14 protein-coding genes are annotated in these 20,677 nt (G+C 72.1%); 4 read left to right on the forward strand and 10 right to left on the reverse strand.

Features of this window, described 5'->3' with window-relative positions:
* The first annotated feature begins 37 nt into the window (after positions 1-37).
* Positions 38-865 (forward strand): IS5 family transposase, encoded by an 828-nt coding sequence (locus ACFVX9_RS00325; protein ID WP_387979544.1) that lies wholly within the window; start codon positions 38-40, stop codon positions 863-865.
* A 258-nt stretch (positions 866-1,123) separates the two neighbouring features.
* On the opposite strand, the gene ACFVX9_RS00330 is transcribed toward ACFVX9_RS00325, so the two are convergent.
* From ACFVX9_RS00330 to ACFVX9_RS00370, 9 genes are all read right to left on the reverse strand, one after another.
* A complete protein-coding gene (locus tag ACFVX9_RS00330) occupies positions 1,124-2,923 on the reverse strand; it encodes an ABC transporter ATP-binding protein (RefSeq protein WP_387979547.1) in 1,800 nt (599 codons plus the stop codon).
* A complete protein-coding gene (locus tag ACFVX9_RS00335; protein ID WP_387979550.1) occupies positions 2,908-4,641 on the reverse strand; it encodes an ABC transporter ATP-binding protein in 1,734 nt (577 codons plus the stop codon). Before ACFVX9_RS00335 ends, ACFVX9_RS00330 begins: the two co-directional genes overlap by 16 nt.
* Before the next feature lie 66 nt (positions 4,642-4,707).
* On the reverse strand, positions 4,708-4,818 hold the full coding sequence (locus tag ACFVX9_RS00340) for an ALQxL family class IV lanthipeptide (RefSeq protein ID WP_380377178.1): 111 nt from the start codon (positions 4,816-4,818) through the stop codon (positions 4,708-4,710).
* A 50-nt stretch (positions 4,819-4,868) separates the two neighbouring features.
* Positions 4,869-4,979, reverse strand: a complete 111-nt coding sequence (locus ACFVX9_RS00345) for an ALQxL family class IV lanthipeptide (protein WP_363586623.1) — start codon at positions 4,977-4,979, stop codon at positions 4,869-4,871.
* A 106-nt stretch (positions 4,980-5,085) separates the two neighbouring features.
* Complete coding sequence (locus tag ACFVX9_RS00350; RefSeq protein ID WP_387979555.1) at positions 5,086-6,885, reverse strand: alpha/beta hydrolase family protein; 1,800 nt, start codon at positions 6,883-6,885, stop codon at positions 5,086-5,088.
* Positions 6,879-9,650, reverse strand: coding sequence for a class IV lanthionine synthetase LanL (lanL, locus tag ACFVX9_RS00355; protein ID WP_387979558.1), 2,772 nt, complete (start codon positions 9,648-9,650; stop codon positions 6,879-6,881). Before lanL ends, ACFVX9_RS00350 begins: the two co-directional genes overlap by 7 nt.
* Before the next feature lie 227 nt (positions 9,651-9,877).
* A complete protein-coding gene (locus ACFVX9_RS00360) occupies positions 9,878-12,787 on the reverse strand; it encodes a helix-turn-helix transcriptional regulator (RefSeq protein ID WP_387979561.1) in 2,910 nt (969 codons plus the stop codon).
* Between the two features lie 120 nt (positions 12,788-12,907).
* Positions 12,908-13,114 carry a hypothetical protein gene (locus tag ACFVX9_RS00365; protein ID WP_387979564.1) on the reverse strand — a complete coding sequence of 69 codons (207 nt, stop codon included), beginning with the start codon at positions 13,112-13,114 and terminating at the stop codon, positions 12,908-12,910.
* Positions 13,111-16,056, reverse strand: a complete 2,946-nt coding sequence (locus ACFVX9_RS00370; RefSeq protein ID WP_387979566.1) for a type 2 lanthipeptide synthetase LanM family protein — start codon at positions 16,054-16,056, stop codon at positions 13,111-13,113. The genes ACFVX9_RS00365 and ACFVX9_RS00370 overlap by 4 nt, the downstream gene beginning before the upstream one ends.
* A gap of 181 nt (positions 16,057-16,237) precedes the next feature.
* On the opposite strand from ACFVX9_RS00370, the gene ACFVX9_RS00375 reads away from it, so the two are divergent.
* The 3 genes from ACFVX9_RS00375 (at position 16,238) to ACFVX9_RS00385 (ending at position 19,219) form a co-directional block, all read left to right on the forward strand.
* Positions 16,238-16,873, forward strand: a complete 636-nt coding sequence (locus ACFVX9_RS00375) for a PadR family transcriptional regulator (RefSeq protein WP_380377133.1) — start codon at positions 16,238-16,240, stop codon at positions 16,871-16,873.
* On the forward strand, positions 16,863-18,293 hold the full coding sequence (locus tag ACFVX9_RS00380; protein ID WP_387979570.1) for an alpha/beta hydrolase: 1,431 nt from the start codon (positions 16,863-16,865) through the stop codon (positions 18,291-18,293). The genes ACFVX9_RS00375 and ACFVX9_RS00380 overlap by 11 nt, the downstream gene beginning before the upstream one ends.
* 314 nt (positions 18,294-18,607) lie before the next feature.
* Entirely contained in the window at positions 18,608-19,219 is a 612-nt protein-coding gene (locus tag ACFVX9_RS00385) for a hypothetical protein (RefSeq protein WP_387979573.1), read from the forward strand.
* Between the two features lie 76 nt (positions 19,220-19,295).
* On the opposite strand, the gene ACFVX9_RS00390 is transcribed toward ACFVX9_RS00385, so the two are convergent.
* The gene (locus ACFVX9_RS00390) at positions 19,296-20,636 is read right to left on the reverse strand and encodes an FG-GAP-like repeat-containing protein (RefSeq protein WP_387979575.1); all 1,341 of its coding nucleotides are present in this window, start codon (positions 20,634-20,636) and stop codon (positions 19,296-19,298) included.
* Positions 20,637-20,677: the final 41 nt, after the last annotated feature.

Consider the following 20,677-nt stretch of genomic DNA (forward strand, 5'->3'; position numbering starts at 1 on the left):
ACGGCATCCTCCGGCGTGTTACTGCTGACGCCGTGTCATGGCCCAGCGCAAGCCGTACCCCAGCGACCTGTCCGACGCCCGATGGGCCCTGATAGAGCCGACTCCGACGGCCTGGAGAAAGGCCCGGCTCGACCGCAGGCCCACCGGACAGCCGGCGAAAGTCGACCTGCGCGACATCTTCAACGCGATCCTCTACGTCAACCGAACCGGAATCCCCTGGAAATACCTTCCGCACGACTTCCCCAACCACGGCACCGTCTACGCCTACTATGCCGCGTGGCGCGACGAGGGAATCTTCGCCCAGCTGAACTACGATCTCACCGGACTGGCCCGGGTGAAGGAAGGCCGCAAGCCCGAGCCGACCGCCTCGGTGATCGACACCCAGAGTGTGAAGACCTCCACCAATGTGCCCGTGACCAGCCAGGGAACCGACGCCGCGAAGAAGATCGTCGGTCGGAAGCGGGGGATCCTCACTGACACGATCGGCCTGATCCTCGCCGTGGTCGTCACCGCCGCGAGCCTGTCCGAGAACGCCGTGGGAATACAGCTCCTTGATCAGGCCAAGAAGACCTATCCGAGCATCTCCAAGAGTTGGGTCGACACCGGCTTCAAGAACGCCATGGTCGAGCATGGAGCCGGCCTCGGAATCGACGTCGAAGTCGTCCACCGGAAGTCCGACATCCCTGGATTCCATGTTGTGAAAAGGCGGTGGATGGTCGAACGGAGTCTCGGGTGGATCATGCTGCGGCGCCGCCTCGCCCGCGGCTACGAGACCCTCCCGGCCAGCTCCGAGGCCATGATCCACGTCGCCTCGATCGACAACCTCACCAAGCGCATAGCGGACGAAAGCACACCAACCTGGTGAGGAACCTATTAGGGTATAAGGGGCAATTAGCCCACACTAAACGCCCTCTGAGCGACGTTCGCTGGTCCGGAGGTCCGCGCCGGGTGTTGCCTTTCGGCCTTCGACTCAGCCTTCGACTGCACCATATGCCTGTAGGCAGCCTCCCTGCGGCACACGTTTGTCACGGGTACTCCTGGTGCTGTGACCGAGAACGCGCTTGCCGGTCCGTGGTTCGGACGCACGGATGCACCGATGCACGGATGCGCGCGGGGCGAGCGCTCACGCCGGCGAGGCCGTGATGTGCTGGTCCCACGTGTCCACGTGCGAGCCGGTCCAGTAGCCGACGAGGTCCGCGTAGCGCGGTGAGGCGGCGAGCAGTTGCGGATGGGTGCCGCTCAGCGTCCGGTCGCCGTCCATCAGCAGGATACGGTCGGCGCGCAGGGCCGAGCTCATCCGGTGCGCGATGACGACCACGGTGCCGCCGCGCCGCGCGAAGGCCAGCTCCGCCCGCGTCTCCGCACCCGGGTCGAGGTGGCAGGTCGCCTCGTCGAGCAGCACCACGCGGGCGTCCGAGACGTAGGCCCGGACCAGCGCCAGCAGCTGCCGCTCGCCGGCCGACAGAACAGCCCCGCCCACGCCGAGCCGGGTGTCCAGGCCGCCGAGCCGGCCGATCAGGCGGTCGGCACCGACGGCGGTCGCGGCCCGGGCGAGCTCGCTGTCCGCGGCCTCGGGGCGCAGGTAGCAGAGATTCTCCCGGAGCGTCCCGGTGAAGATGTACGCCTCCTGGGGGATCAGCACGACGTGGCGGCGCAGCCAGTCCTCGCCGAGCCGGTCCATGGGGAAGCCGCCGATCCGGATCTGCCCGGCGCCGGGCGTCGCCAACCCGGCGAGCAGGTCGGCCAGGGTCGACTTGCCGATGCCGCTGGGGCCCACCACGACCAGCACGGTGCCGGCGGGCACGGCGAGCGTGAGGTCGCGGATGACCGGCTCGGCGTGCGGGCCGTAACCGAAGGTCAGGCAGTCGATGACCAGGTCGGCGCCGGCCGAGGAGGCCTCGGCCGGGCCGGCGTCGGCGGACGGGTGGGCAGGGTGGCGCGCGGCCGGTTCGGACGGGACATCGGCTTCGCCCAACCGCTGTAGCACCGTGTGGAGTTGAATTCCCCAGGAGCCGATGACATCGACCATCGAGCGCAGCGTGGGCTCGATGGTGGTCAGCAGGTAGCCGACTGCGCCGACCAGCGCGCCGACCGTCAGCCCGTGTCCGGCCAGCAGCCACGGGCTCATCACGAACACGGCCAGCACCGGCAGCTTTCCGCCCGCCGAGACGAGCAGCGCACTGACCGCGCCGGTCCGCGCGACGGCCCGCGATGCCGCTTCCCACTCGCCGATCAGGACGTCCAGCCGCTCCCGAGCCCGACCGCGCGCGCCGGCGGCCACCAGGTCACGCAGGCCCGCCAGGGTCTGACCGGCCTCGGCGGCCAGTCGCTCGTCCGCGATCAGCAAGGCCCGTCGACGCCGGCTCAGGGCACGCAGCAGCGGCATGTACGCCGCCAGCGTGAGGACCACCGACACCCCGGCGATGGCCGCCACCGGCAGAGCGAGGGCCGCCAACCCCACCAGGGCCATCACCAGTGACACGCCGACCTGCCGGACCGAGCGCAGCAGTGCGGAGACCAGCGCCCGTACGGTCTCCACCTGTCCGGTGAGCCGGGCCACGCTCGCCCCGTCGGAGCGGGCCGTGCCGGCGACCCCGCGCCGGAGCGTGGCGGAGACCACCGAACTCACCAGTGCGTCCCGCAAGGGCTCGACCAGCACCCCCAGCCTGGGCAGGAGTTGGCGGGTCACAGCAGCCCGGAGCACCATGGCGACGCCCAGCACTGCCAGCCAGGCCAGGCCCACCAGCGGGCGCCCGGCCAGGAATCCCCGGTCCAGGGCCCGCGCTATCAGGAGCCCGGACAGCAGGGCCGGCAACGCCTCCAGCACGGACAGCGCCAGCACCGCGGCGACGACGCCGCCGCGGCTGCGCAGATGGCGCCCCAGCATCCGCCAGCCGGGGCGCGTGGTCACGGGATCGGACACGTCTCCTCCTCCACACTCTCCGAAGCGGCGGCGAACTGCGCCTGGTACTCCTGGTCGTTCCACAGCTCCGCATGCGTTGCCACGGCTCTGATCCGGCCATCCGCCAGCCAGGCGACCAGATCCGCACGGGCCGCCGTGGAAGCGCGGTGCGCGACCATGATCCTGGTCCGCCCGGTGAAGGCGCTGTGCAACGCCTGCGTCACCCTCGCCTCGGTCACCGTGTCCAGGCTGGACGTCGCGTCGTCGAGCACGACCACCCGGCTGTCCTGGGCGAACGCCCTCGCCAGTCCGAGCCGTTGTACCTCGCCGCCGGACAGCGGAGCACCCGCCAGGCGGGTGTCGTATCCGTCGGGAAGCCGTCGGATGAAGTCATCGGCGCCGGCGGCCCGCGCAGCGGCCTCGATCACGGACTGCGTCGCCTCCGGACGAGCGAGCGCGATCGTGGCGCGGATGGTGTCGTCGAACAGCGCAGGCCGTTCGAAGGCGTACGCCACGCGGCGGGAGAGTTCATCCGCCGTGAACTCCGTCACGGGTACGCCATCGAGCAGCACCGTGCCCTGGTCCGGATCGTGGAGCCGCCCGACCAGCGCGGCGAGGCTGCTCTTTCCCCCGCCTGACGCCCCGACCACGGCCAGCGCCGTGCCGGCCGGGATCTCCAGGTCGATTCCGTCGAGCACCACCCGGTCCCCGGCGAGCAGGCGGACCCCGCGGAAGGAGACCGCACATCCGGCGGTGGATCCGTCCGGTCCCCGCTCCCCCGCCGGGGTCACTGGCTGGCCCACGGCCTCGGCGACCCGGCGGCCCGCCGCGACCGAGTGGGCCAACTCACCCACGGCGTCGATCTGTTGGAGTAGTCCGAGCGCGATCGCGACGTACCCCGTGACGGCGACGAGCTCCCCCGGGGAGATCCGCCCGGCGACCACCCCGTATCCGCTCACGGCGAGGACCAGGATCTCGATCACCGGCAGCAACAGCCCCATCTGCCAAGCGGTGGCGCGTTGCAGATGCCACGTCAGCAGGCCGGTCCTCGACAGCTCGGGCAGCGGCTCCAGCACACGTGTCGTCTCCGCTGCCACGGTGCCGCTCGCCCGGATCGTCCGGACGCCGCCCAAGGCCTCGATCAACCGGTCCGCGATCTGTCCCTGCAACTCCTGATAGCGCATGAGCGCCGACGAACTCCGGCGGAAGAACAGCCGCAGGACGACGTACACCGGCGGCAGGCCGAGCAGGAAGGTCACCGCGGGTCGCCAGTCGATCAGCCACAGGGACACCACGCCCACGATCGACGTGGCCACCGACATGACCGTGTCGAGCACGGTGAGACCGGCGTGCCCCGACTCGGCGCAGCTCCCGACCAGCCGGCCCGTGACATCCCCCGCACCGTACCGGCGCTGCCCGGCGAGTCCCGCGCCCAGCACCCGGTGGACGAGGCCGCGGCGCAACCAGCCGGTGGCCGCCGCCCCACTCGTTCCCCCGGCCACCACATGCACCACCGCGACCCCCGTCGCCACCGCGAACGCCGCCGCCAGGGCCGAGACCGGCCCGGTCAGCGGACGGTGGGCCAGGGCGTCGTCGAGTGCCCGGGCCAGCAGGGCGGGGGTCGCCAGCGTCACCGCCGCATCCGTGATCGACGCCAGTACGGCGAGGGCGAACCAGCCCCGGGCCTCCAGGGCTGCCGCCGCCAGCAGGCGGGGGACCGATCTTGTCGACGTCGTCATCCTCTCCTCCAGGAGGGCAATCGGGACTGGTGGCCGGGGCCCATCAGGGCCCCGGCCACACATCGGTCACTGGCCGGTGTAGGTACAGGTCCAGCTACAGGTGTTCTGGCAAGGACGCAGGCCAACGGCCTCCTCCTCCCCGTCCAGCGCCTGCAGCGCATCGACATCAACGGTCATCGTGTTCACCCCCTTTCGGGCAGAAAGCTCAGCATCCGACCGACCCGAGATCACTGGCCGGTGTAGGTACAGGTCCAGCTACAGGTGTTCTGGCAAGGACGCAGACCAGCGGCCTCCTCCTCCCCGTCCAGCGCCTGCAGCGCATCGACGTCAACGGTCATCGTGTTCACCCCCCTTCTTGAAGGTCGTCGCAGGTGACACCGGCCGTACCGGCGTCGCACGGCCCGAATGGCCGTGAGTCTCTGGTCCCGCGGTCCCGAGCGGTCCTCACGCGTTCCCGGGGCGCTGGGAGAGGAACTCCACCAGCTGCTCCCGCAGGTGCGCGCCCGCACGGTCCTCCAGCGGGGAGTGTCCGCCGCCGGGTACTTCGGCGTAGCGGAAGTGGGTGCCCTCGCTGCGGCCGGTGTCGAGCAGCCGTTGCCGCAGTTGCCGGGACTGGTCGACCGGGATCGTCCGGTCGTCCGTGCCGTGGACGATCATCAGTGGGGTGCGGATCCGGTCGGCGAGGGTCCACAGGTCGCGGGGGCCCAGTTCGTCCTCGATCTCGGTCCGGCCGCCGAGCCGGTCGATGAGCGCACGGACCGCGGGCGACGCCTGAGCGTGCAGCCGGGCGGCGGACAGAAAGGGGGCGACGACGGCGCAGCGGGACCACAGCTGCGGGTCCGCGGCAGCCGCCAGCAAGGCGAGATGGGCGCCGTAGCTGACCCCGTACAGCATGGGTGGTGGCGCCGGTCCGGGCCGCCCTGTGGCGAGGGCTCTGACCAGGCCGCGGATGTCGGCGAGGTCGGGTCCGCCCCAGGCGCCGTGCAGGGCCTGGGCGTGCGCGGCCCCGTAGCCGGTGCTGCCGCGCTGGTTCGGGGCGACGATGGCGATGCCGGCGGTGGCGAGCCGGTGCAGCACGGGCTCGTATCCGAGGTCCCAGGCTGCCTCGGGCCCGCCGTGCAGGGCGACCAGTACGGCGTCGGCGCTGCGCCAGTCGCCTTGGCAGACGGCCTCGAACTGCCCTGCGGGGCCGGAGAACCGCTCGACTCGCGAGCGTCCCGCCGCCTGGCTTCCGGCTGGGGCCCACTCCGTCGTGGCCTCGGGCGGGAGCACCGCGATCTCGGCCGGGCGGTCCGCCGTGGAAACGGGCACCAGCAGGCCGCTGCGCCCCCAGCCGGCCGCCTGCTGGACCGCCCCCGCTGCCAGCGGCACCTCCGTGATCCGGTCCTGGCGCAGGTCGTGGACCAGCAGCCGGGCCCGGGCTCCGCGGAGCACTCGCAGGGCCACCCGCTCACCGACCGGGTCGAAGGCCAGTGGCAGGACGGCGCCGTCGATGGTGTTGAGCCGCTCGGGAACGCGCAGTCCGGCCGGCTCGGCCAGGGATCTCCACGCCAGCCGGCGTCCCTGTGGCGTGTCGGTCGCCATCAGCAGCAGACCGGAGGACGGGCTTGCCAGCAGGAGGGCGTCGCCTTCCCGGCCGGGCGCGCAGGGCAGGTCGTGGTGGCTGCCGTCGGTGAGATCGACGAGTACGGTCCGGGGGCGGCTCTCGTGTCGTAGGGCCACGCCGAGCAGCCGTCCGCCGTGGTCCAACCCGCAGATGCGGCCGACCGTGCCGGGCAGGGCCGCGACCGGCTCCAACCGCAACGGACTGTCGAGCACCCGGTACAGCACCGACCGGCCCGGGCTGTCGGAGCGGACCGCCAGCGCCAGGGTGCCCGGTTCGGCGGAGGCGACCAGACGCAGCGCGCGGCACTCGACGGTGAGGTGCTCACCGGCCCGCCCCGTCTGCGGGTCGGCCAGGACGAGTTCGTGCCGGCCGGCCGCACCGCGCAGCAGCAGGAGTCTCCCGTCCTCGGTCGGCAGCGGCTGGGTCCGCAGGGACTCCTCCAGCGCGAGCGTCCGGCGCCGGGGCGACGGCCCGTCGAACGACCAGTGCTCGGGCACCAGGCCGCCCTGCGCGCCTGTCGTCAGGCAGGCGGCATGCTCGGCCGTCGCGGAGAAGGCGAAACTCGTCCGGGTGGCCGGCAGTGCGGGCGCCACGGGCAACTCGGGCGCGCGGCTCGGAGCCGGGGTCCAGGTCACCATGCGCCGGCCTCGATCCCGACCGGCTCGTCCGTCGGCACGGAGAGTGCGAGGGAGTCGGGCAGCCAGAGCCGGGTGCCGCCGTGCCGTAGCCGGACCAGTGCGGCCAGCATGCCGGCGGTCCCACCGCTGTAACCGGCCGTCACCTCGGTGTTCGACTCGTCGGGCAGGAGCAGGAGACCATCGCGCAGCGTGTGGCGCGCGTGGGCACAGGCGACGAGTTCCGCCGCCCGCTGCCGGTAGCCCGGGTTGTCCAGGGCGGCGGCCAGGTCCAGCAGGAACTCCGCGTTGCCCGCCAGTCCGTGGCAGGCCGCCGGAGAGAGCTGCCACCTCCTGCGGTACACCTCTTCTGCGGCCTGTTCGGCCAGGTTCCGGTAGCGCTGGTCGGCAGTGGCGGTCCAGAGCCTCACCAGGAAGGTCCCCACTCCCGAGGATCCGCTGCACCAGTAGGGCAGCCGGAAGGGGGCGTTCTCGTCGTGGTCGCCCTCGGGCCACCAGGCCGCACCGTCGCCGGTCCGCGCTGCCGCCACCAGGGTGTCACCGGCACTTTGCGCGAGTGCCAGGAAGTCGTCCCGTCCGGTGGCCTGGCCGGCCAGCAGGAGAAAGGTGCCGATTCCGGCGACGCCATGGGCGAATCCCAGGTGCTTGGCTCCCGCCATCGCGGAGTCGAAGTCCTTCGGAACAGGCCAGAGCGTTCCGGACCGGCCCGGTTCGGCGGCGGCCAGCAGCCCCTCGGCGGCCTCGACCGCCCGGGCCCGGAAGTCCGGCTCGCCGGTGGCCTGCCAGAAGTGCAGCTGTGTCAGACCCGCACCGGCCGCGCCGTGGCAGACGTCGGGGTTCGGCCAGCGCACCGGCACCGCCCGGGCCAGGCGTGCCGCGGTGTCGGCCAGTTTGTCGTCGTCCAGCAGCCGGGCTGCGTCCAGCAGTGCCCAGGCGGTGCCGGAGCGGCCGAAGTACAGGCCGGGGAGCTGCGGTTCGTCCAGCCGCAGACGGCCCGCCATCCAGTCGGCCGCCTCGGCGACCCCGGACCTGAGCCGGGGGTCCGTCCGCGCGACGTCGGCCGCGGTGAGCACCGCCAGGACCCCGGCGGCGCCGTGCTGCACGTTGAGCGGGTCGTTGAGGGCGGCGAACCCGTCGGCGGGCCACAGCCGCGGCTGCCCGGCCGGGGTCATGGTGTCCAGCAGGTGGGTCAGCCCGTCGGCCAGCACCCGCTCCTCGACATCCGCCGCAAGGACCGGGCGTGCCGCTTCCCCGGGAAGCTCCGGCCGGCCGGACCGCAGTTCGGCCAGGAGCTCGCGCAGCCGCTCCAGGCTCCACCGCTGATCGACGGACTCCGCCGTCAGCCCGAGGATCGCGGGGACGAACGGCCGCGCGGCCGGGTTGTCGGCAAGGGTCCGGGACACCAGAAGGGCCAGCCGCTCGCCGTTCGTGCGGGTCGTCGGGCGGTCCGCGGCGAGCACCGTCTCGGCGCCACTCGCCAGGTGGAACAGGACCGCGCCGAGACTGAACAGGTCCGAGGTGAAGTCCGGCGCCGGGCCGCTGCGTTCCGCAGCCACCACCTCGGGCGCGGCATACCCCGGGGTGTAGGCGCGCTGGACTTGGTCGCCCGGTCGAACGACCATCTCCAGGTCGATCAGCCGCAGCGCCCCGTCCCGGGTGAGCATGAGGTTGTTCGGGTTCAGGTCCCGCAGCACATGGCCGGCGGCGTGCACACGCTCGACGATCGTCACCAGCTGCTCGACCAGGTCCAGCAGGACGGCGCCGACCGGCGCGGGATTCGCCACTACCCAGTCCCGCAGGTTCTCTCCGTCCACGCGTTCCTGGACGAGGTAGAGATTGCCCCCCTGGGTGAACACGCCGAACGCCTGCGGGCACACGCCCAGGGGTGCCAGCACCGCGTGCATCCGCGCCTCGTGCTGCAACAGGTCGCCGGCGTCCGTGCCGGCGACGGTCGACCCGACGTGGCGTCGGGCCTCCTTGATGACGACCTGCCGATCGGTCTCCCGCTCCGTGCCGTAGTACACCCCGCCCTTGTAGGTGTGCCGGATGGCCGAGCGCACCACGTAGCGGCCGTCGAGAAGGACGGCGGCCGGCCGGCTCGCCGCCTGCGGCTGCGAACCGGCCTGCGGCTGCGAACCGGGCTCCGGCGGCTGCTGCGGCAACGGCGACCGCGCCCAGGCCGGTGGCTTGAACCGCGCCAGGCGGAGGTCCCTGACCAGAGCGCCGTCGGGGGTGCGCAGCAGGGACTCGACGGTGCCGTCGTTGCCGAGCTGCGTCGTGCCGGTGAAGACGCCGTAGCGGTAGTGCACCAGGCTGCCGGGGCGGTACGGCCGGTCGGAGAGGATGCCGGGGCCGGGCAGCCCGCGGGTGGCGTGGTGGAGCTCCTCGGCGAGTGCGCGGAAGTGCTCGTCGTCATCCGGATAGACGGTGATGAACTTGCCACCGCCACCCCGGTCGTAGCTCGCGGAGACCAGTTCGGTCACCCGGTCGAGGGTGCCGGCGAACTTGAACGAGGCCCGCCCGGCGACCAGGACCTCTGCTGCCTTGAGGAGGACGATGGGCGCGGACAGCGGAGTCGCCGAGAGGTGAAGCTTCCACCCCTGCGCCGGGATGGTGCGGCCTTCCGGAGTGACATGGCACCAGAACTCCCGCGAACCGACCGTCCAGCCGCGCGCATCCCGCCGGTGCAGGACCGACGCCACGAGGCCCGGGAGCAGGTCGGAGTCCTCGTCGCGGACCGCGCTCGGCGTCGCGCTCGTACCTGTCATCAGCGGGCCTCCTACGGCGGTGGGGAGCGGCGGTGCGGAGCGGCGGCGGACCGCTCTGCTCCGTTTGCATCACCGATCCTTCCGGCGATCCGCCGGCCCGGCATCGGGGCGGCCCACGTAGGTTCCGGCCGGCGACCGGGCGAATCCGGCCTGCGGGCACGTAGGTTCCCGGACCGGGCCGTTCATCGCCCGGTACCCGCAGGCCGGTCACAGGGTCAGGCACGGGGTCAGGCACGGGGGGAGACCTCGATGGCCAACCGGCAGAGCGCCGCACGGTCGGGACTGCCGGTCTTGCTGATCAGCGTGGCCATGTGCTTCTCCACCGTGCGCGGCGAGATGGACAGCCGCCGGGCGATGTCCTGGTTGCCGGGCCGCTCCACGAGCAGTGCGAGGATCTCGTACTCGCGAGCGGTGAGGCCCTGCGCGCGCAGCTGGGCCGGGATCCGGTCCCACCCGCTGCGGCGCTGGGCGACCGTCGCGCCGCTGCGACGCAACAGGGCCCGACAGGCGCTCGCCACCGAGGGGACGTCGTGGTCGTGGAAGTACTCCTCGGAGCTGCGCAGCCATGCCACCGGCTCGCCCCAGCCGTCGGCGATCGCCGCCTCGGCGACCAGCCGCAGTCCGAGGTGATGGGCCATCGGGAACAGCCCAGCACTCTGCTCGGCCCTACGGACGGCCAGGGCTGCCTCCTCGGCCCGCCCCTCCCGGCCCAGCAGGACCGCGTGGGCCAGCAGCAGGAACTGCCGGTTCCAGACCAGCCCCGCCGCCGGGGCGGCGGCCACGGCTTCGTACTCGGCCCGGCCTGCGGTGCCCGCGAGAACGTCCAGCAGGGGGCCCAGCCCGTACCGCCCGGAGAGGTAGAAGACGTTCGGGTGCCGCTCCTCCCATGCCGCCGCGGCGGCGAGTTCGGTGACCGCCTGGATCCGGTCCTCCTCCAACAGCGCGCAGATCGTGCGACAGAGGCCGAGCATCACCGGGGTCAGGAAGGACTCACCACCGCCGGACTGCCGGAAGGCCAGCAGCTCGTGCTCCATCTCGCGGCGGCGTCCCCCGTGCGCGGCGAGCGTCGCCGAGGTGAGCAGCAGGTAGCGGTGGGTCCCGAGGTCGCTCATCCGCGCGCTGGCGTCCAGGCAGCGGTCGATGGTCTCGCGCGCCTTCGCGCCGTTCCCGGTGAGCACCGCGTTCATCGCGAGCAGTGCCTCCACGCGCTGGGTCAGCATGATGGCGCCCAGCCCTCGCGCGGCGTCCCGCGCCTGTTCGAGCGTGCGGGTGTCACCGGTCCGCATGAAGCTGTTGGCGCCGAGCCGCAGCGCGGCCTCGATGCGCCAGGCCGGCAGGCTGTGGGTCTCGGCGACGGCCAGCATCCGCTTCAGGCACTCGTCCGCGTCGTCGAAGCCCCGCTCCCGGGCCAGCAGCGCGAGCAACTGCCAGGCCTGGCAGGCGACCACCGGAAGCCCCTCGCGCTGCGCCACCGCCGCCGCCTCCAGGGCCGACCGCTCGGCGTCGACCATCCGCTCGCCCTGGCCCGGGAGCAGGGCGAGGTGCCCCTCGACCACGGCCAGCGCGGCGGTCTGTTCGGGACCGGCGCAGCTGTCGAGGAGCGCCCTGGCCGCCGCCACGTGCGCGACGGTGTCGGCGCTCCGTTCCGCGATCACGGCGGCCCAGGCGAGCCGGGTGTGCAGCGCTATCCTGCGGTCGGTGCCGAGAGACCCCGCCCCGACGGACGGCAGGGTGTCCGCCGAGGCGAAGGCGCGGTCGAGTTGACCGGCTTCGGCGAGGGCGGACAGCAGCGCCTCCGTGATGTCGGTCCGGTCCGCCTGGTCGGCGAGGTCGTGAGCGCGCTCCAGCAACCGGACCGCGGACCCCGACGTACCGTCGGCCAGCGCCCGTCGGCCCGCCTCCGCGTACGCCAGCGCCGCTGCGGCCTCGTCCCCGGCGGCGAGACGGAGCCCCGCGACCACCTGGCACCGGCCGTCGGTCAGCTCGGGATCGGCCTCCAGCAGCGACGTGGCGGCCTGGCGGGCGATGGCCGCGCGCTCCGCCCGGGGGAGGTTCGCCAGCAGCGCCTCGGCGGTGAGCGCGTGCCGGAACGCGTACTGGTCCGTACCGGCCCAGTCGGGGACGATCAGGCCTGCCTCGACGCCGGACCTGAGATGGGCGAAGAGGGTCTGTTCGTCGTGCCCGGTGATGAGCCGGAGCGTGCCGATCGAGAAGCGGGCGCCCAGGGTGGCCCCGACCAGCAGGAGTTCCCGCAGCGCGGGGTCCAGCAGATCGATCCGGTGCCCGTAGCTCTGGACGACGCTCTGCGGAACGGTCGCGGAGAGGTCGCGGACCACGCGCCAGCCGCCGTCCTCCAGGCGGAGCGCCCCGGAGCCGACCATGTCCTTCAGCAGTTCCTCGATCAGGTACGGGTTCCCGTCGCCGCCCTCGGCCAACCGGTCGGCCACGGCCACCGGTACCTCGTCGACGGGAACGGCGAGGCAACCGCCGGCGATCGCGCGGACGTCCGGCGCGGCCAATGGGCGCAGTGGGAGAAGGGAAGCCGTCCGGCGCCGTTCGGCCGCGCGGGCCAGGTCGAAGGCGGCCCCGGGTTCGGGGCGCAGCGTGGCCAGCAGCAGCACCGGCAGTCCGGCGATGTTGTCGACGAGGTACTCGACGACGGCGATCGTCTCGGTGTCCGCGTCGTGCAGGTCCTCCAGCGCCAGCACCATGCCCGTCCCCCGCCCGAGGACGGCGAGCAGGCGCAGCAGCGCCTCGGCGAGTTCGACCACGCTCTCGGGGTAGCCGGGGACGGCGGTGTGCCGCCATTCCGGAACGACCCGGGCCAGGGCCGGACGGTAGGGTTCGAGCTCCGCGTCCTCGGGCGGCCCGCTGGTCCGGAAACGGGACGACAGCGCCTCGACGAGCGGGCGGAAGGGCGTTCCCGCGCTCGTCGGGCTGCCCCGGCCGCGCAGGACCGGCAGGCCCAGGTCGGCGGCCTGGCCGCAGCAGTCGCCGAGCAGCCGGGACTTGCCGATCCCGGCATCTCCCAGCAGGAACACGGCACGACCCTCCCCCTCTCGGAGCGCCGTCAAGGCGCCGCTGAGCTGGGACAGTTCGGCTTTCCGGCCGATGGTGACCGACGAGGTTGTACGCATACCGCGCAGGTTACTGGAGGGTTGTGACGGTCCGGCAGGAGTGGATCAAGGGGGGTTTCTCACACCCGGCAGCCGGTACGGCCCTGTCGGAGGCACCGGCTGCCGGTCGGCGGATGCCGACTACCGGCTCACCTCGGGGCCGCCGGTGAAGGTCATCGTCGGGAACTGGTGGGAGAACCGCACGCCGTCGTGCGCGGCGAGCAGAGCGGTGCGACGGGCGAGCCCGCCGGCCGCCTGGAGCCTGATCTCACCGGCGGGGTGATCCACGGCTTCGCCCTGCCGCATGCCGGGCTGCTTCCACTGGCGGACCAGATCGGGGGTGTTCATGGTGTTCGGCCGTTCCTTTCCTGAGGCCACGGCGTCCACGATGACGACCGGGGCGTGATCGGCGGCTGCAGCAGCAGCGCCGAAGCTGTTCGTTCGGGGGCGGCGAGCCGCAGCAGACCGTGTCCGATACCGGCGAGCCCGGTCAGCAGGCCGGGTGTGCTGAGCCCTCCAGGAGTGCCGCAGCGCGGTCCGCTCCGGTCGAGCGTCTCCAGCAGCGCGCCCGCGCGCCGGTTGTGCACGGTGTGCTCAACGGAGTGCTCAGCCGTACCGGTGAGCAGTTCGAGGGCGCCGAGTTCGCCGTGGCAGAGACTGTGGTTGGGCAGTGGGTCACCAAGCGCGAGCACCCTGACCGCGCTGTCGACGATCTCCGTCGGCCCGGCTGCGCTGTCGGAGGCCGCCAACGCGATGCCCGGCAGGCCCGTGCACCAGGAGTGGTCCAGGTCCTGTCCGACTGCCGCCCGCAGGGCGGCCAGCCCCGCCTGCTCGTACCTGGCACCGCCGCCTACCGCCGCGAACCTGAGCAGAGCCCAGCCGATGCCCGCCGATCCGGTACCGAAGCCGGGGGCGGCGGGGAGGGGACGATCGGCGAGGCGGGCCGCGCACAGCTGCGCACCCTGCCAGGCTTCGGCGGAGCCGGTGGCCTCGTGCACCGAGAGCAGGGCCACCAGGCCGCCGGCGGTGCCGTCGAAGACACCGGACGCGTCCTCGGCCCGGGCCGCAGCGGTGGTGAGGTCCACCGCCGGTCCGATCCAGCCACGGATCTCGGCGTCGTCCACAATGGTGGACACCTGGGTGAGGCCGTAGGCGATACCGCCCAGACCGGCGAAGGCCCCGGACCCGACGACACCGAGCTCCTCCGGGTGCTCCGCAAGCCGCTCCAGCAGGCGGGGCAGCGGCCGCAGAGCACGGCGGGCCACCTCCGCGTAGCGCGCCTCGCCGGTGAGGCCGGCGAGTTGCGCCAGGAAGAGCGCCACCCCCGGGTAACCGGCGCCCAGGTCGGCACCGGACGGTCCGAGGCGCCAGTACCGGTCCGCGAGGAGTTCGAGCCCGAGCCAGTTGACGCGCGTCCCGCTCTGCTTCGCCCTGTCCACCAGCTGGTCGCCGATGCCCCGGGCGGCGGCAAGCAGCCGTGCCGGATCCAGGGCAGATCCGCGGGCGGGCCGGGGAGGAAGCCGGGGCGGGGCGCCGACGCCGTGGGCGGAGGCGGTGGACCTGCCGGCCATCGCCGCCCGGACTATCCACTCCTGCTCGTCGCGGTCCGTGCGGCCCATCGCCCGGATCTTGTCCGACACCCGGTCCAGGCCCGGCCGGTCGAGTACGCCGGGCAGCCGGCGGCCCGTGCCGCTCCAAAGGTCCGACGAACCCGGCCGCGTGGTGAACAACGGGATGTCGCCGTCCCACAGTTCGGCGATCTCCTCATCGAGCAGCCCGGGCCAACCGGAGGCTTCGAGCGCGTCCGTCCCCAAGAGGCTCAGGATCTCGTCCCGGTCCACCGCGTCCCGCAGGACATCGGGATGGGTCGACTCATCGAGCAGCGTCGCGTAGACGAGGCTGGCCCGGGCCACCACACGCACCTCGTCCCCCGCGAACCCTCGCAACAGGCCCTGTGGTCCCACGAGTTCGTCCCGGCCGGCCTCGATCGCGCGGTATCCGGCGCGGAAGCCGGCGACGAGGGCCTCGGTGTACCCGGCCGGGTCCACTTCGGCTCCGTCGAGCAGGGGGCGGTTCCCGGCGCCGGTGATCTCTCCGGCCCGGCGGACCAGTCTCATCTCGTCCGTACCTCCGGCCGCCCAGTCCACCCCCTCCACCGGTGAGCGGCGCCCCGCGTCGCCGCCCAGGCCCGAGACGTCGACCGCCGTCTCGTCGCCGAGCAGCAGACGCGGCAGCAGGCCGCTGCGGTACACCGAGGACTCCAGCGCGCGAGCCGCCGGATCCTCCTGCGGGTCGGCCGGGACGCACGGATGGAAGAGGGTCTCGACGTCGACCAGGACGGGTTCGTCCCCGCAGGCGATCAGGTTCTCGAAGTGCAGGTCGGTGCCGTCCAGTGCGTACAGCAGCGCCAGCCATGCCCCCTGCCGGAGGTAGAACCGCTCCAGCTGCCGCTCCGCCGTGCAGGAGCCGGGCGCGACGAACTCCACCCAGCCGTACCCGTCACGCTCCAGCAGAGCGAGGACCCGCAGCCCCGGTGTACCGGGCCGCGCGTTGAACCAGCCGACCAGCTCGTTGAAGTGTCCGTGCACGCGCAGCGATCTCGGCTTGTACACGACCCGGGTGCCGTCGGCGAACCGCAGCACCGCGACGCTGCGCCCACGGCGGTGCCCGTCGCCCGTGGTCCGTTCGACCGCGACCAACCGCCCGGGGTCGGCGCCGGCCAGCAGGGTGGCGACGACGGCGGCCCGGTCGGCGGCGAACCGGTCGAGCAGTTCCGCCAACGCCGAACCGCCGTGGCGGCAGGCCTGCGCCAGGAGGCGGGCGAGCACCGGGTACTCGCCCAGCAGTGCGGACAGCCCATCCTGACGTCCGACCAGAAGAAGGAAGTTCCGGAAGCGATCCGATGGTGCCGCGCCATCGAGGCGGCCCGTCACCCTCGCGACGTTGAGCTCCAGCACGAGGGTGCGGGCGGCCAGTCGGGCCAGCGCACCGGCGAGCTGTCGGACGAAGTCCGCCCGGATGGCCCGGAGGTCGGCCACGGCGTCCGGCAGGACGGTTGGGAGTCGCGCTCCGGCCAGCTCGGCGAAGGGCGCCAGCACGGCCGCGAAGCCGGTGATGCCCGGCAGCTCCCCAGTCGCCACGCGCGGCGCCGACGCGGCGCGCGCGAGGGCCGATTCGGCGAACTCGGCCCACTCCGGCCGCTGGCCGCAGGGCATTTCGGCCGCGGGTACGCCCCGCAGCCACCAGGCGCCGTCCGTGGTCTCCGCTGCTCCGACGTCCTTGTCGATCACGATTCTGAGCCTCCCAGCCAATGGCAGGCCCACACAAGCCAATTCCGTTGTGTCCACCGGACCATCAGGATCGAGCCCCTGCTCCCGTGTCCGCCGCCCCTGTTCCTGCCTCATCTGCTGACTCCGAGCGGCCGGGATCGGCTGCCGCCCCGAGGGGCCGCGGGAATGGTACGTTCGCCCCATGACACTATCTGGAAGATATAGCGAGGATCCAGGCGCCGCCGACATCGGACTGCCGAAGCTCACGCCCACGGGATGGACGGTGCTCGGCTTCCTGTCGCTCAGCTCCCGCAACGGCTACCAGCTACGACAGGCCGTGCAGCGCTCCGTCGGGCACTTCTGGGGCGTGAGCTACGGCCAGCTCTACCCGCAGCTGAAGCACCTGGAGGCGAGCGGCCTGATCGCCGCGGACGAGCCGGCCGCCGAGCGGGGCAGGCAGACCGTCTGGCAGCTGACCGAGCAGGGCGCGACAGCCCTGGACGGCTGGCTCAGCCTCCCGGCCCAGCCTGCGCAGCGGCGCGACGAGGGCATGGTCAAGCTGTTGTTCAGCGACCACGCCGGTCCACGGGCGATGTTGCGGCTGATCGAGCAGCGCCGCGACGAGGCACACGCCCGCCGCGATCAGGCCACGGCGACCGTGCCCGGCGCCCAATGGCCCGAGCAGACCGAGCGCAGCGCCGACACCGTCCCGGCCACCTGGCTGGTCCGTGCCCACACGATCGCCCTGGCCGACGCGGAACTCGCCTGGTGCGACCAGGCCCAGGCCCTGATCGCCGAACAACTCGGCGCCTCCAGCGAGTCCGACGATGTCCGCTGACCGCGACCTGCCCGGGCGGCGACCACGCGACGTGACCGTGATCCGGATGCTGCTGCTCCTCACGGGCGTCGCCACCGTGCTCAACGGCCTACTGGAACAGAACCCGGCCTACCCGGCCACCACCCGGGGCTTCGGCATGCTGCTGGCCGTCTTCGGCCTCGGCTGCTGGTGGACGGTCTGGCGGCTGCGCCGGCCCGGAACACGGCTGTTCGGCCAGTTACTGGTGCTGCTCGGGCTGCTCGCGGCGATCCGGGCCTACCAGGCCCTCCGGTTCGACAGCGCACTGCCGGCAGCCGGACTCGTCCTGCCACTGCTGGTCTACGGGCGGCTGCGCAAACCTGCGGTCCGCCGCTGGCTGGAGCAGGGCACCGCGGACGGGCCCGCGACACAGCGCACAGCGGCCGGTCGGGCACCGCTGCTGCGCCGATGGGTGGGGGCGTTGGGAGTGCTGGGCGTCACCGTCGCCGCACTGGGCGTGCTGACCGGTGCGGGCGCCGCCGTCGCGCTGATGCCCTGCGCCTTCCCCACGCCCGCGGTGGGCGGATTGCAGCAGGACCAGACCACCGCGGCCACGAACGCCGACCCGACCGGGCGGGTCGCCGCGACCGACGGGGTGCCGCTCGCCTACCACGCGTACCTCCCCGCCAACCCGGTCGCGAGCCTGGTGTTCTACCACGGCTCGGGCGCCAACAGCGCGGCCGGATACCTCCCGCTCGGCCGCGAACTCGCCGACGACCACCACATCGCGACGTACCTGGTGGACATTCGGGGCCACGGCGCCTCCGGCGGCCCGCGCGGTGACGCGCCGACACCGGAACAGGTCTGGCAGGACACCCGGACCATGGTCGACTTCGTGCACCGGCAGCAGCCGAAACTGCCGCTCTTCGTCGGTGGCCACTCGGCCGGCGCCGGCCTGGTACTCAACAGCCTCGACCGGATCGACGACCAGGTAGCCGGCTATGTCCTCCTCGCCCCGGACTTCGGCCTGCACTCCGACACCGAACAGGTGAGCGGCGCCTCGAACTTCGCCACCGTCTGCCAGCGCGCCTTCGTGGTCAACGCGGTCAGCAACCACGTGCTCGACGGACACACCCCGGCACTCGGGTTCGCGTACACGTCCCAGGAGGTCCAGTCAGCGAAGCTGGTCCCGCGCTACACGGTGAACATGGCACTGGCGCAGAACGCCGACAACAGCGCCGCCGTGCTGCGCGGCCTGACCAAGCCGCTCGGCGTGTGGATCGGGGCCCAGGACGAGGTGTTCAACCCGGCCCGGGTGATCGCCTACGCGGCACAAGCCGGCCACCCGGCCAACGACACCTTCCAGACCGTGGCACATGACAACCACCTCGGCATCCTGACGGACGGCGCCGCATCGATCGGCCCGTGGATCGACCATCAGGCCGGCCTCCGCCAACGGTGACCTCTCGACGGCGGGTCAGGGCTCCGGCGGGCCGGCAACAGAGGAACGCTGCCTCGCCACCCGAGAGCTGCGATGACCCGCCGTCAGCCGTCGTGTCGGCCACCGGGTATCTCAGGACAACCCACGGCCTCGGGCCCCGACACCGTCCGAACAGCAGCGCCCCACCACCCGGTTCGCCGCTTGGCCACCGCCGGGCGCTCGGACCGGATCGGCTGCGACGGGACGTCCCGGAAACCTCGAATTCGCACACCTCATCGATCCCGGACGGGCAGAGTGGGAACCCGATCCGCCGAACAGCCGACCTGGAGGCTCCCGTGCTCAACCTCTCCCGCGAGGAACTACCGGAACGGCACCAGGAGTTGCTGGACGTCCTGGTGACACGGCATGACCTGGCCACCGAGCGCCGCCGTAACACCTCGTTCGTACTCCTCGACCACGACGGACGTCGCTTCGCCGTCTGCGAGTACGGAGCGCACTGGTACGAGGAAGGCGTGCCGGTGCACCTGGCAGTCGACCTGACCACGGGCAGCCATGTGTCGATCACCGCCTACCGCGCCTCCGCCATGTGGCCGGGAACGTTCTGGTCGTTCTTCGAACCCGGCCGCGTCCCCTCCGACGACCCGGTGCGGGCCTGGCTGGCGACCCCGGCGGCCGCCCCCGGGCCGCGCCCGAGCGTCGCCGTGGCGTGGCCGGACCAACTCGAACGGTTCTGCGCTGCGGAGCTGGTCCGCACCGACCAACCCGAGCTGCTCGCACAGGCCGAGCTGGTCGCGGACCCGGAACTTCCCGAGGACCAGACCACACTGGTACGACGGCACTCGGCGGCGGCACTGCCGTACGCCGTGCTGTTCCGCCACGAGGACGCGCTGAGCGTCGTCAACAAGCTGATCGGCAGCGGCCGGGGCTGTCCGCTCCCCGAACTCTGAGCCAGCGTTTATCGTCGCAGGTCGAGTGACCTGCGACGATAAACGCCAAGCTCAGAGCGGGTGCGTCACCCAGGGTCTACCAGTCGGTGCCGATGTTGGTGCGGTTACCGAAGGTGTTCTGGCCGGTGCCGGGGTAGAAGTACATGTCGCCGGTGGATCCTTGAGGGGCCTGGACGGCGGCGACGTCCGACTTCCCGTCGGCGTTGAAGTCGCCGCCGATGAGGTCGCGCATGATGTTCCAGCCGGTACCGGCATTGACCGGCGCTGCGAAGGAACCGGCACCATTACCCGGATAGACGTACAGATTCCCGTCAGCGGTGCCGACCGCGGCGATATCCGACTTCCCGTCACCGTTGAAGTCACCGCTGGCGAACTTACCCACGGTGTTCCAGCCGGTGCCGGCGTTGATCGGGGCTGCGAAAGAGCCGGCGCCATTGCCCGGATAGACGTACAGATTCCCGTCAGCGACGCCGACCGCGGCGATATCCGACTTCCCGTCACCGTTGAAGTCACCGCCGATGAGGTGGTCCAGGTTGTTCCAGCCGGTGCCCGCCAACCACGGCGTTCCGAACGCACCGGCGCCATTGCCCGGATAGACGTACAGATTCCCGTTGGCGGTGTTCACCGCGGCGAGATCGATCTTCCCATCGCCGTTGAAGTCACCCGGTGTCACATTGCTCACCGTGTTCCAACCGGTACCGATCAGGCTCCGCTCACCGAACGTACCGACACCGGTACCCGGGTACAGGTACATCTTCCCCGTCGCCGCGTCCACCGCCGCCAGATCGGTCTTCCCGTCACCATTGAAGTCAGCCGACGCAAAACCCGTCATCCCCACCGGAGTCGCCGGCGGAGGCGTGGTGTTGTCCTCAACGACCTTGTTGAGGCGGAGGGCCACGTAGCTGCTTGCCGGGTAGCTGGAGATGTTTCCGGTGTAGACGTTCCCGTTCCCATAGGTCACGTCGGTCCTCGGGTTCGACTGGTGGATGTAGGTGAAGTCCCCGGTCGCCTGGTTGTTCCACCTCACGAAGAGCACGACGTGGTCGCTGATGTTGTCCAGCGCGTCGCCGGGGCGAAGTTCGCTCTTGTTGATGCGCGTGCTCAGCGATCGGCTGTCGAGGGTGTTGGTGGTCGGCGAGCCGAGCCCGGTGGCCGACAGGTGCCAAGCCATCGAGATGAACCCTGAGCAGTCGGTGCGGTAGGTGTGGCCGTCGCCGTCCCCGTACGTCGCGCCCTGGTTGTACTGGACGTTCTGGTCGTCCCAGTACTGGGCGCGCTGCAGGATCTCGGATCGGTTGACGGGGCCTCCGAGGGAGGAGCCGGCCTGGGCGGGCGGCGCGGTCAGGCCCACGGCGGCCATGGCGGCGATTAACGGAACGAGAACGGACGCGCGGCGGAATCGGCTGTTCTTGGGCATGGCTGTCTACCTCGATCTGGTAAATGGTGTGTGTCGACTAC

Source organism: Kitasatospora sp. NPDC058243, from assembly GCF_042882025.1.
Classification (GTDB): domain Bacteria; phylum Actinomycetota; class Actinomycetes; order Streptomycetales; family Streptomycetaceae; genus Kitasatospora.

Bases quoted from the DNA above. Each gene is read 5' to 3' on its own strand.
- ACFVX9_RS00350 (WP_387979555.1), bottom strand. From the start codon at position 6,885: ATGGTGACCTGGACCCCGGCTCCGAGCCGCGCGCCCGAGTTGCCCGTG.
- ACFVX9_RS00325 (WP_387979544.1), top strand. From the start codon at position 38: ATGGCCCAGCGCAAGCCGTACCCCAGCGACCTGTCCGACGCCCGATGG.
- ACFVX9_RS00380 (WP_387979570.1), top strand. From the start codon at position 16,863: ATGTCCGCTGACCGCGACCTGCCCGGGCGGCGACCACGCGACGTGACC.
- ACFVX9_RS00360 (WP_387979561.1), bottom strand. From the start codon at position 12,787: ATGCGTACAACCTCGTCGGTCACCATCGGCCGGAAAGCCGAACTGTCC.
- lanL (WP_387979558.1), bottom strand. From the start codon at position 9,650: ATGACAGGTACGAGCGCGACGCCGAGCGCGGTCCGCGACGAGGACTCC.
- ACFVX9_RS00365 (WP_387979564.1), bottom strand. From the start codon at position 13,114: ATGAACACCCCCGATCTGGTCCGCCAGTGGAAGCAGCCCGGCATGCGG.
- ACFVX9_RS00335 (WP_387979550.1), bottom strand. From the start codon at position 4,641: ATGACGACGTCGACAAGATCGGTCCCCCGCCTGCTGGCGGCGGCAGCC.
- ACFVX9_RS00390 (WP_387979575.1), bottom strand. From the start codon at position 20,636: ATGCCCAAGAACAGCCGATTCCGCCGCGCGTCCGTTCTCGTTCCGTTA.
- ACFVX9_RS00375 (WP_380377133.1), top strand. From the start codon at position 16,238: ATGACACTATCTGGAAGATATAGCGAGGATCCAGGCGCCGCCGACATC.
- ACFVX9_RS00340 (WP_380377178.1), bottom strand. From the start codon at position 4,818: ATGACCGTTGATGTCGATGCGCTGCAGGCGCTGGACGGGGAGGAGGAG.
- ACFVX9_RS00345 (WP_363586623.1), bottom strand. From the start codon at position 4,979: ATGACCGTTGACGTCGATGCGCTGCAGGCGCTGGACGGGGAGGAGGAG.